This is a genomic window from Micromonospora sp. NPDC007208 (assembly GCF_042869175.1).
Lineage (GTDB): Bacteria > Actinomycetota > Actinomycetes > Mycobacteriales > Micromonosporaceae > Micromonospora > Micromonospora foliorum.
The window spans coordinates 196,978-207,542 of record NZ_JBIAFG010000016.1 but is presented as its reverse complement, the minus strand read 5'-3'; the positions used below and the strand labels follow the sequence as shown (position 1 = coordinate 207,542).

Annotated in this window: 9 protein-coding genes; 4 read left to right on the top strand and 5 right to left on the bottom strand. The window is 71.8% G+C overall.

Translation table 11 applies throughout. The annotated features are described in order from the left end of the window. Positions 1-175: 175 nt before the first annotated feature. Together ACFYL6_RS26965 and ACFYL6_RS26960 are read right to left on the bottom strand one after the other, a co-directional pair. Positions 176-2,374 carry a (Fe-S)-binding protein gene (locus tag ACFYL6_RS26965; RefSeq protein ID WP_387175376.1) on the bottom strand — a complete coding sequence of 733 codons (2,199 nt, stop codon included), beginning with the start codon at positions 2,372-2,374 and terminating at the stop codon, positions 176-178. A 208-nt stretch (positions 2,375-2,582) separates the two neighbouring features. Further along, the gene (locus ACFYL6_RS26960) at positions 2,583-2,846 is read right to left on the bottom strand and encodes a cell division protein CrgA (protein WP_238659488.1); all 264 of its coding nucleotides are present in this window, start codon (positions 2,844-2,846) and stop codon (positions 2,583-2,585) included. Positions 2,847-3,064: 218 nt separating this feature from the next. On the opposite strand from ACFYL6_RS26960, the gene ACFYL6_RS26955 reads away from it, so the two are divergent. From ACFYL6_RS26955 to ACFYL6_RS26940, 4 genes are read left to right on the top strand one after another with little or no spacing between them, the layout of a single operon-like run. Then, positions 3,065-3,865, top strand: coding sequence for a DUF881 domain-containing protein (locus ACFYL6_RS26955; protein WP_387175354.1), 801 nt, complete (start codon positions 3,065-3,067; stop codon positions 3,863-3,865). Beyond that, the gene (locus ACFYL6_RS26950; protein ID WP_387175352.1) at positions 3,862-5,547 is read left to right on the top strand and encodes a class E sortase; all 1,686 of its coding nucleotides are present in this window, start codon (positions 3,862-3,864) and stop codon (positions 5,545-5,547) included. Before ACFYL6_RS26955 ends, ACFYL6_RS26950 begins: the two co-directional genes overlap by 4 nt. Positions 5,548-5,551: 4 nt before the next feature. After that, on the top strand, positions 5,552-5,830 hold the full coding sequence (locus tag ACFYL6_RS26945) for a hypothetical protein (RefSeq protein ID WP_238660648.1): 279 nt from the start codon (positions 5,552-5,554) through the stop codon (positions 5,828-5,830). A 2-nt stretch (positions 5,831-5,832) separates the two neighbouring features. After that, positions 5,833-6,483, top strand: a complete 651-nt coding sequence (locus ACFYL6_RS26940) for an aminodeoxychorismate/anthranilate synthase component II (protein ID WP_387175350.1) — start codon at positions 5,833-5,835, stop codon at positions 6,481-6,483. 142 nt (positions 6,484-6,625) lie between these two features. On the opposite strand, the gene ACFYL6_RS26935 is transcribed toward ACFYL6_RS26940, so the two are convergent. The 3 genes from ACFYL6_RS26935 to ACFYL6_RS26925 are packed head-to-tail and all read right to left on the bottom strand — an operon-like array spanning position 6,626 to position 10,564. Next, positions 6,626-7,321 (bottom strand): vancomycin high temperature exclusion protein, encoded by a 696-nt coding sequence (locus ACFYL6_RS26935; RefSeq protein ID WP_387175348.1) that lies wholly within the window; start codon positions 7,319-7,321, stop codon positions 6,626-6,628. Between the two features lie 19 nt (positions 7,322-7,340). Next, a complete protein-coding gene (pknB, locus tag ACFYL6_RS26930; protein ID WP_387175346.1) occupies positions 7,341-9,158 on the bottom strand; it encodes a Stk1 family PASTA domain-containing Ser/Thr kinase in 1,818 nt (605 codons plus the stop codon). Then, on the bottom strand, positions 9,155-10,564 hold the full coding sequence (locus ACFYL6_RS26925; protein WP_387175344.1) for a protein kinase: 1,410 nt from the start codon (positions 10,562-10,564) through the stop codon (positions 9,155-9,157). The genes pknB and ACFYL6_RS26925 overlap by 4 nt, the downstream gene beginning before the upstream one ends. Position 10,565: the final 1 nt, after the last annotated feature.

Here is a 10,565-nt window from a genome sequence, read left to right as displayed (position 1 = left end):
ACCACGAGCCCCATCCCCCCCTGGCCGCCCTGGTCGGGGTGGGCTAGCCCGGCCAGCCCCACCGATCCGCCCGCGCCCCCGCGGCCGCCCGCCCGGGGGGCCGGCCGCGCCCGCCACCCCGCCCGCGGGCCCCCCCCCGCCCCCCGTCGATGAACAGATCCCAGGGGTACGCGTCTCAGCCGCCGATCGGCGCGGTCTCCCTACCGCCCTGCGGCTGCTCGGGCTTGACCGAACGGAGCAGCACGCTCGCCACGTCGATCACCTCGACCTGTTCGCCGGCACCCTTGCCGTTGACCCCGTCGTTGAGCATGGTCGAGCAGAACGGGCAGCCGACCGCTACCGTCTTCGCGCCGGTGGCCATGGCCTCCTCGACCCGGTCCACGTTGATCCGCTTGCCGATCTTCTCTTCCATCCACATCCGGGCACCGCCAGCACCGCAGCAGAAGGAGCGCTCGCTGTTGCGCGGCATCTCGGTCAGGTCGCCCGCGATGGCGTCACCGAGGACCTCACGGGGGGCCGCGAAGATCCGGTTGTGCCGGCCCAGGTAGCAGGGGTCGTGGTAGGTAACGCCGCCGTCGACCGGCTGCACCGGCGTGAGCTTGCCGGTGGCGACCAGGTGCGCGAGCAGTTGGGTGTGGTGGACCACCTCGAACTCGCCGCCGAGCTGGCCGTACTCGTTGCCCAGGGTGTTGAAGCAGTGCGGGCAGGTCGCGACGATCTTGCGCTTGGCCTTCTCCCGGCCCTCGAACGCCTCGTTCAGCGTCTCCACGTTCTGCTGGGCGAGCATCTGGAAGACGAACTCGTTGCCGATCCGTCGCGCCGGGTCACCGGAGCAGGTCTCGCCCTCGCCCAGGATCGCGAACGTCACGCCCGCCTCGTTGAGCAGCGTGGCCACCGCGCGGGTGGTCTTCTTGGCCCGGTCCTCGAACGCGCCGGCGCAGCCGACCCAGAACAGGTACTCGAAGTCGTCCACCTCGCCGACCCGGGGCACCTCGAAGTCCAGGCCCTTGGTCCAGTCCTCACGGGTGTTCTGCGGGGCGCCCCACGGGTTGCCCTTGTTCTCCAGGTTGCGCAGCATCACGCCGGCCTCGGAGGGGAAGCTCGACTCGATCAGCACCTGGTAGCGGCGCATGTCGACGATGTGGTCCACGTGCTCGATGTCGACCGGGCACTGCTCGACGCAGGCGCCGCAGGTGGTGCAGGACCAGAGCACGTCCGGGTCGATGACACCGCCCTCCTCGGCGGTGCCGATCAACGGCTTGTCGGCCTCGGCGAGGGCCAGCACGTCCAGGTGGGCGAGCTGCGCCTGGGTGGCCTTCTCCTCGCCGGTCAGGTCCTTGCCGCCGCCGGCCAGCAGGTAGGGCGCCTTCGCGTACGCGTGGTCGCGCAGGCTCAGCACCAGCAGCTTCGGCGACAGGGGCTTGCCGGTGTTCCAGGCCGGGCACTGCGACTGGCAGCGACCGCACTCGGTGCAGGTGCTGAAGTCCAGGAGGCCCTTCCAGCTGAACTGCTCGACGTGGGCGACGCCGAACTGGTCCTTCTCCGGGTCCGCCTCCTCGAAGTCGAGGGGCTTGCCCTGGCTGGTCATCGGGCGCAGCGCGCCGAGACCGGAACCGGCCGGCTTGGTCGGCTCCCGCTTGAAGAAGATGTTGGGGAACGCCAGGAAGCGGTGCCAGGCGACGCCCATGGTCACGTTCAGGGAGATGACGATCAGCCACGTCATCGAAATAATGATCTTGATGGCCGCGGCGACGCTGACGCCGTCCGACCAGTCGGGCAGCACCGCACCGACCGCGTGGCTGACCGGGGTGGCCCAGAACGGGAACTCGAAGTGGTCGGTGGCCACCTTGAAGCCCCGGATCACGAAGCCGAAGATCAGGACCAGCAGCACGATCCACTCGACGAAGTAGCCCTGCCACATGGTCGAGCCGGTGAACCGGGACCGCCCACCCGGGCGGGTCGGCCGGTTGCGCAACCGGATCGCCATCAGCACCAGGATGCCAACCAGACCCAGCACCCCGATGATCTCGGTGACCAGACCGAATATCGTCCAGTGCCCGATGATCGGCAGACCGCCGTCGGTGGTGACCACCTCGAAGTACGCCTCGAGCACCAGCAGCGACAGCACGACGAAGCCGACCATCACGAACCAGTGCGCGGCGCCCACCACGCCCCACTTGAGCATCCGGGTGTGGCCGGCCGTCTCCACCAGCATCGTCCTGGCGCGGGCGACCTTGTCGGAGAACCGCTCCGGCGCGGGTTGCCCGAGCCGGATGACTGCCACCATCTTCAGGACCGCACGCACCGCAAGCCACACCGCCACGGCGGTGATGGCGGCCGCGAGGATCGTGGTGACGATCTGGACGCTGCCCATCGAGTTGGCCTCCCCGGTCTGCTGCCTGATGACCTCGCTCTGCTCGGTCATGCAGTGCAGCCTACGCGAAGGTTACCCAGCGGTAACGTGAGTCATCTCGCAGTAGGCCGCGCTGCCTGCGGACACCATAGGGGGCCCCACCCGGTCCTGCCGGGTAGGGGCTCGACGAGGTGACGTCAGAGACCGCCGACGCGGCGGCCTGAACGGATCAGCGCCAGCGGGAGAGCAACGCCAGCGAGGCGACCATCGCGCCGAAGCCGACGGCGAGGTTCCAGTAACCCCACGCCATGACCGGGTACTCCTGCTCGGACAGGTAGTAGAGCACCAGCCAGCCGATCCCGAGGACGATCAAGGCGACCGCGGTGACCGGCAACCACACCGGGCTAGGCTTGCGCGACGACGCCGTCGTCGTCGGACGGACGTCCGTCGGCGGGGTGTACACCTTCTTCTTACGGACCTGAGACTTGGGCACGGCGCTCTCCAGAGGGGTGACGACCTCGTCCGGCCTGACAACCGGGCGCGGGGGCGACGGTCCATGGCCAATAATGTTCGAGAGCTAGCGTAGTCCCGATTGCCCGCCCGGACCACGAATGGGGTCAGGCAGGTGCACGGAGTGACCGAAAGAGGCGGGACTGTTCGCACCGGCCCGGCCGGCACGGACCGATCCCCGACACGCGGAAGGAACGCTCGGTGGAGTACACATCCGGCGCAACCTCCTGGCAGAAGGTCCTCCGACGGGCCGCCGCCGGGCTGCTGCCCCGGCGACCGCGTCAACGCCGTCCGGGCTGGTCGATAGGGGTGCCCCTGATCGCCGCGGCGGCCGGGTTGCTCTTCACCACCACCGCGACCACCGCGGGCGGCACCGCTCTCCGGGAGGACCGGCGCCCCCAGCTCAACCAGCTCATCGAGGACCGACGCGAACAGGTCGCCGCCAGCGAGCGCCGCGCCGCCACGCTGCGCGGCGAGGTCGAGCAGCGGACCAACACACTGGCCGGCTCGGACGCCCCGATCAAGGACCAGCAGAACCGCGCTCAGGGCAGCCTGCAGGACGCCGGGTTCACCGCCCTCAGCGGGTCCGGGGTCACGGTCGAGCTGAACGACGCGCCGCAGCTCGACCAGACGCAGTCGGACGCCAGCAACGACGACCTGGTGGTACATCAGGGAGACGTACAGGCGGTGGTCAACGCGCTCTGGGCCGGCGGAGCCGAGGCCATGTCAATCATGAACGTCCGCGTGCTATCCACCAGCGCGGTACGCTGCGTCGGTAACACCCTGCTACTCCATGGCCGGGTGTACTCCCCACCGTTCAAGATCGTAGCAATCGGCGATCCCGCTGCCCTCCAGCAGGCCCTCGCCAGCTCTGAGGGAGTCCGGTTGTTCAAGGACGCGGTCGACGACTACCAGCTCGGCTACAAGGAGACGGCCTCCACGGTGCGAGTTCCCGCATTCGAGGATTCCACCGCCCTGCGCTCGGCTACGGTGCCCAAGTGAGCGAGCCGGACGAGCGTCGCGACGGGCGACACCGGGACCAGACCGACGACCCGACCGACTTCCTGCCCAAGTACGACCGGCCCGAGCCGGCACCCGCCCGACCGTCCCCGGCCAGCAACTGGCCCGAGCCGGTGCTGCACCCTCCACGAGCCGAGCAACCGACGCGGCCGAGCACCACTGGGCCCGAGCCGACCGGCACCCCGGGCCGCCCGGGTGTCGAAGCCCCGCCGCCCTGGCCGGGCGCCGCAGCCGCCGGGCTGGGCCCGCGCGGCGGCGCCGGGGTTCCCCCCGCGAGCGCCACCAACCAGGGCCCGGTTCGGCCCGCTGCCCCCGGCAACGCCCCGACCCGACCCCCCGCGCCCAGCGCCGCATCCACCCGACCGACCACGCCCAGCGCCGCCCCGACCCGCCCGCCGACCGGCGGCGGTCCACCGGGTGCCATTCCGACCCGACCGCCGACCGCCGGCAACCCGCCGAGTGCCGCCCCGACCCGCCCGGCCACGCCCGGCGGCCGGCCGACGGCCTCCGGCACTCCGGGCCGGCCTGCCTCCTCCGGGCCCTCGACGCCGCCGCTGGCCGACTCGCCGACCGCGTACATTCCGCAGGTCACCGCCCGGCCCGGCCGACCCACCGGCTCCCCGGCCACCCCGGTCTCACCGGCCGCCCCCGACCGCGTCGCAGCGGCCGGGCAGGGAGGCTTCGCCTCGGCCGGGCCGAGCCGGGTCCCGCCGACCGGGCCGAGCCGAGTCCCGCCGAGCGTCGCGGACCCGGCGGCCACCGCGCTGATTCCGGCCGTGCCCGCCACACCCGCCACCAGGCCGCCGACCATGGACTCCACCGCGTTGATGGGTGCCGTTCCCCGCACGGCGGTCCCCGACGAGCCGGCTGGCGGCAACCCCACCGACCCGCCCCAACCCCGCCGCGGCGAACGGGTGGTCCAACTCCGACCGCACCAGACCGGCGAGGGCTACAAGAGCGTCTACTCCGAGCTCACCCGCCCGTCGTTCGGCTCGCGGCTGCGTACCGGCGTCCGCGTCACCGGCGAGATCCTGATTACCTTCGGCCTGGTGGTCCTGCTCTTCGCCGGCTACGAGGTCTGGGGCAAGTCGGCCATCGTCGACGCCCACCAGAACGACCTCAACAACGAGTTGGCTCAGGCGTGGGCCCCGACCGACGACCCGACGGTCGTCCCGTCGGTGGGGCCGAGCGTCAAACCCTCCCCACCGGTACGCGGCAAGCCGCTCGCCGGCCTCTACATCCCGAAGCTGGACAAGAACTGGGTCGTCGTCGAGGGCGTCACTCAGGAGGACATCCGCTTCGCCCCGGGTCACTACCCGACCAGCGCGCTCCCCGGTCAGGTGGGCAACTTCTCCGTCGCCGGCCACCGCAACCGGGCAACCTTCTGGCGGCTGGACGAGCTGGATGAGGGCGACCCGATCGTGGTCGAGAGCAAGACCGACTGGTACGTCTACCGGGTGTCGCAGTCCCGTATCGTCCGGCCGACCCAGGTCGAGGTGGTGGCGCCGGTGCCCGGCGAGCCGGACAAGAAGGCGACCAAGCGGATGCTCACCCTCACCACGTGCAACCCGAAGTTCGACAACTACCAACGCCTGATCATCCACGCCGAACTGGACCGCACCCAACCCAAGTCCGCGGGCCGCCCGGCGGAGCTGGGAGGCTGACCCGATGTACGCCTTCATCTGGCGCAAGCTCCCGTTCGGCCTCGTCGGAAAGTTGACCGGCTCCGTGCTGCTGGTGGCCGCCACGGTGGCCCTGCTCTGGTACGTCGCCTTCCCGTGGGCCGAGCCCTTGCTGCCCTTCGACGACGTGCAGGTCGAGTCCGGCGTACCCGCCGAGACGGGTGGCGGCGACCCGGTGACCGTGGAGACCCCGGCCGGCGACGAGCACGAGCTGCCGTACGACACCGACCAGAACAACCCCGCGCCCCCCTCCCCGAGCAGGTGACAATGCGCGTCCTGGTGATCGACAACTACGACTCCTTCGTCTTCAACCTCGTCCAATATCTGGGTCAACTCGGCGTGGACTGCGAGGTCCGCCGCAACGACGAAATCGAGGTCGCCGAGGTGGGCACGGTCGGCGCGGACGGCATCCTGCTGTCGCCCGGTCCGGGCAGCCCGGACCGGGCCGGCATCTGCCTGGACGTCATCCGGGAGTACGCGGGCAAGCTGCCGATCTTCGGTGTCTGCCTCGGCCACCAGGCGATCGGCGAGGCGTTCGGGGCGACCGTGACGCGCGCCCCGGAGCTGCTGCACGGCAAGACCTCCGAGGTACGGCACCACTCGGTCGGCGTACTCGCCGGCCTGCCCGACCCGTTCACCGCCACCCGGTACCACTCGCTCGCGGTGTTGCCCGAGACGCTCCCCGACGAGCTGGAGGTCACCGGCTGGACCGGCTCCGGCGTGGTGATGGCGATGCGGCACCGGACGCTGCCCATCGAGGGCGTCCAGTTCCACCCGGAGTCGGTGCTCACCGAGGGCGGTCACCTGATGCTGGCCAACTGGCTGGCCAGTTGCGGTCACCCGGAGGCGCTGGAGCGCGCGCCCGCGCTGGCCGCCGAGGTCGACGCCCGTCGTCGCGCGGCCTTCGCCACCGCCTGAAGGCCCGCACCACCCCACCCCACCCCACCCCCACCCCACCCCACCCCACCCCGCCGATCTTGCAGTTTCGGTCGTCGATATGGGTGGGATGCCCTATGTGTCGCGACAGTAAGTGCAAGATCGCGGAGTAGGGGCTGCTGGGTCAGCCCCGCAGCGCCTTCTGGACCGCGGGGTCTGCGGGCGAGCGCACCGCCGGTGGTCGGTCGCGTACCGCGTCCCACGCCGCCTTGCCACTGGCGAAGTAGTCCCGAACCGACTTCTCGGCGAGCAGGGCGGCGCCACAACCGTCGCAGCGGGCGGTCACCCCGTCCACGTCGAGGCCGAGCTGCCGGCACAGTGTCACCGCCCGGGACAGGTGGTACGACTGGGTGACGATCAGGGCCCGCTCGACGCCGTACACCTCGCGCGCTCTCGCGCAACTGTCGTAGGTGTCCAGGCCGAACGGGTCGGCCACCACCCGACGCCTGTCGACACCGCGCTCGGCGAGGTACGTCGTCATCACCGCCGGCTCGTCGCCTGACGCGCCACCGCCGTCGCCCGACACGAGGACGACAGTGGCCCGCCCGCTGGCCACCAACTCGGCGGCGGTGTCCAGGCGGCCGGCGAGACGGTCCCCGGGCCGCTGCCGATCGGCTGCCACCTCGGTGCCGAGCACGATCACCACGTCGGCGGCCGGCGCGTCGGCGGCGGCGTACACGTGGCCGCGTGCGGCGAACGTCGTCCAGAGCCACGGAGAGCTGGCGAGCACCAGCACGACGAGGCCCGAGACGGCCAGGCGGCGGAGGCGTTTAGGCCACCGCCGCACCGGCCCGACCGGGGGCGTTTCCGCCTCGGTCACGCCGTTGCCCACGGGGCGCCTAGTCCTGGGGGCGGCCCGGCGGGGGCGGGAACGGCAGACCGATGCCGCCCCCGTTGCCGGGAGTGGTCGGCGTACCCGTCGGCGTGCCCGTCGGCGTCACGGTGGGCGTCGGGTCGGTCTCCGGCTCCGGCTGACTCACCTTGATGGTCACCTTCGTGCCGGTGGGCTTCTTCTCGTTGCCGTTCGGGCTCTGGTCGGTGACATTCCCCGCCTGGGCGGCCGGCACCTCCGGCCCGTCCTGCACAGAAACCGTGAAGCCGGCGTTCCGGAGGACGCGGGTGGCCTCCTCCTGGCCCAGTCCGACGACGTCCGGCACCTCACGAACCTTGCCGTTCGAGACCGTGAGCTTCACCTTCGTGCCTTCGGGAACGCTCTCGCCCTCGGGCGGCTCGACTTTGAGAACCTCGTCCTGGCTCGCCTCGTCGTTCACCGTCACGACCTCGAACGTGAGGTTCGCCTCCTTGAGCCGGGCGATGGCGCTGTCCTGCTTACTGCCCTTGAGCCCGGCGGGTACGCGCACCTCGGGCTTGCCGCCACAGATCTGAATGATGACCGTGCGGTTCTGCTCCACCTGGGTGGTCGGCGCCGGGTTCTGCTTGACGACCGTGCCCTCGGTGCAGTCACTGGCCAGCACCGCGTCACCCACCTGGGCGGACAGACCGGCTCTCTGGATCTCGGCGATCGCCGCGTCCCGGGTCTTGCCGGTGAGGGTGGGCACTGACTTCAGGTCCTTGTCCTGCTGCATGTTCCAGAGCAGGGCGGCGACCAGGGCGATCACCGCCAGCACGCCGACCGCGCTGAACGTCGCGATCAACCAGGAGGACGCCTTGCGCTGACGCGGGTCGCCCACCCGTGCCGGGATCTGCCGGGTCTGCTGCCCGCCGGCGGGAGCCGGATAGCCGCCCCCACCGCCGGCCGGGGCCATCGCCACCGTCTCCGCCTCGCGCAGCACCGGGGTGGCCAGCACGGGCCGGCCGGCGGCGGCGCGGAGCAGGTCGGCCCGCATCTCGCCGGCGCTCTGGTAGCGGTTGAGCGGGTTCTTCGAGAGCGCCTTGAGCACGATCGCGTCGACGGCCGGGGTGACGTCCGGGTTGATGTCGCTCGGCGTCGGGGGCGTCTCCCGTACGTGCTGGTACGCGACGCTGACCGGGCTGTCCCCGACGAACGGCGGGTGCCCGCAGACCAACTCGAAGAGCACGCAGCCGGCCGCGTACACGTCGGAGCGCGCGTCGACGGCCTCGCCGCGTGCCTGCTCCGGGGAAAGATACTGCGCCGTGCCGATCACCGCGCTGGTCTGCGTCATGGTGGTCGCACCGCTGGCCAGCGCCCGGGCGATGCCGAAGTCCATCACCTTGACCTGGCCGGTCTGGGTGAGCATCACGTTGCCGGGCTTGATGTCCCGGTGGATGATGCCGTGCCGGTGGCTGAACTCCAGCGCGGCGCACATGTCGGCGCAGATCTCCAGCGCGCGGCGCGGCTGCAGTCGCCCCTCGGCGCCGAGGACCTCCTTCAAGGTCCGCCCGTTGACGAACTCCATGACGATGAACGGCAGCGTCTCGCCGGTCGGCGCGGTCTCCTCGCCGGTGTCGTAGACCGCCACGATGGCCGGGTGGTTGAGCGAAGCGGCGTTCTGCGCCTCCCGACGGAACCGCATCTGGAACGTCGCGTCCCGGGCGAGGTCGGTGCGGAGCATCTTGATCGCGACGTCCCGACCGAGCCGGAGGTCGCGACCACGGTGCACCTCGGCCATGCCGCCATAGCCGAGCAGCTCGCCGACCTGGTACCTGCCACCGAGCAGGCGGGCCTGCGCTGTCATCGCGTCTGTCGTCCTTCGCTCGTCGTCGTCCCGCCGTCGCCCGGCTGGAGTCGTACCTCTCGACGGTACGACGTCCGGGTCGGATCGTCGCGCCCGTCGAGTCGTAGCGCGCCGGACGCCACGGTGCGCGGCGTCAGCCCGGCGGATACGCCGGCCTGCGACTGCTTCCGTAGGTTGTAGGAAATCACGCCGGAGCAGAGCAGGACCAGCACGGCCAGCAGGATGGCGAGCAGCACCATTCCGGGCCGGGACCGCTGCGGCTGGGTTGACGGCGTCGCCGGGCCGGCCGGTCGGGCGTACGCCGGCGGGTGTTCCTGCCGGGGCGGCCCGGACGGCACCGCGGCCGCGCCGCGTGGGTAGCCGTTCGGTGCGCCCTGCGGCCGGGCGGCCTGGACGGCCGGCGCGACGGCGGTGGGGCGTGGCTGTTGGGCGGGCGCGACCGCGGTCGGCCTCGGCCCGGCCACCGGCGGGCGGGCGGTCGGCGGACGCATCTGGTGCGCCTGCGGCACCTGGGCCCGGCCGGGTGCGGCGGGTGAGGCGGGCGCCGCGGAGACCGGCCCGGAGTTGCCGCCGGCCCGGGCCTGCTGGGAGAGCACGGCCTTGAGCTGACGGGCGGCCCCGGCGAGTGCGGCGGCGCTCGGCCAGCGGGCGGCCGGGTCCTTGGCCAACGCGCGTTCCACCAGGGCGCGCACCTGCGGAGGGATGTCGGCCGGCAACGGTCGGGGCGTCTCCCGGACGTGCCGCATCGCGATGTCGAGCGGGTTGTCGCCCTCGAACGGCCGCCGACCGGCCAGGCACTGGTAGGCGACCACGCCGAGGGCGTACACGTCGGACGCCGGGGTGGCCACGCCGCCGGTGGCCTGCTCGGGCGAGATGTACGAGGCGGTGCCGAGCACCGAACCGGCGGCGGTGAGCTGGCCGACCAGATCGGAGCGGGCGATGCCGAAGTCGGTCAGCACCAGCGTGCCGTTCGGCCGGACCAGCAGGTTGCCCGGCTTCACGTCGCGGTGGACGATGCCCTTCTCGTGCGCGGCGTGCAGCGCGTCGGCGGCCTGCGCGACGAGGGCCATCGTCCGGGCCGGAGTGAGCCGACCGACCCGGCTCAACGTGGACGACAGGGCGTCACCCTCGACGTACTCCATGACCAGGAAGGCGATCTGCTGGTCGTTGCCGAAGTCGTAGACGTCCACCACGCCGGGATGGTTGATGGTGGCCATGGTGCGGGCCTCGCCGCGGAACCGCTCGCCGAAGTCCGGGTCGTCGAGCAGCGCGGGGAGCAGGCTCTTCACCGCGACCGTCCGGCCGAGCACCTGGTCGGTGCCGCGCCAGACGTCGCCCATGCCGCCGCTGGCGATCCGCTCGTCGAGACGGTAGCGGTTGCCGAGCTGCACGCCGGGGCTGAGCATG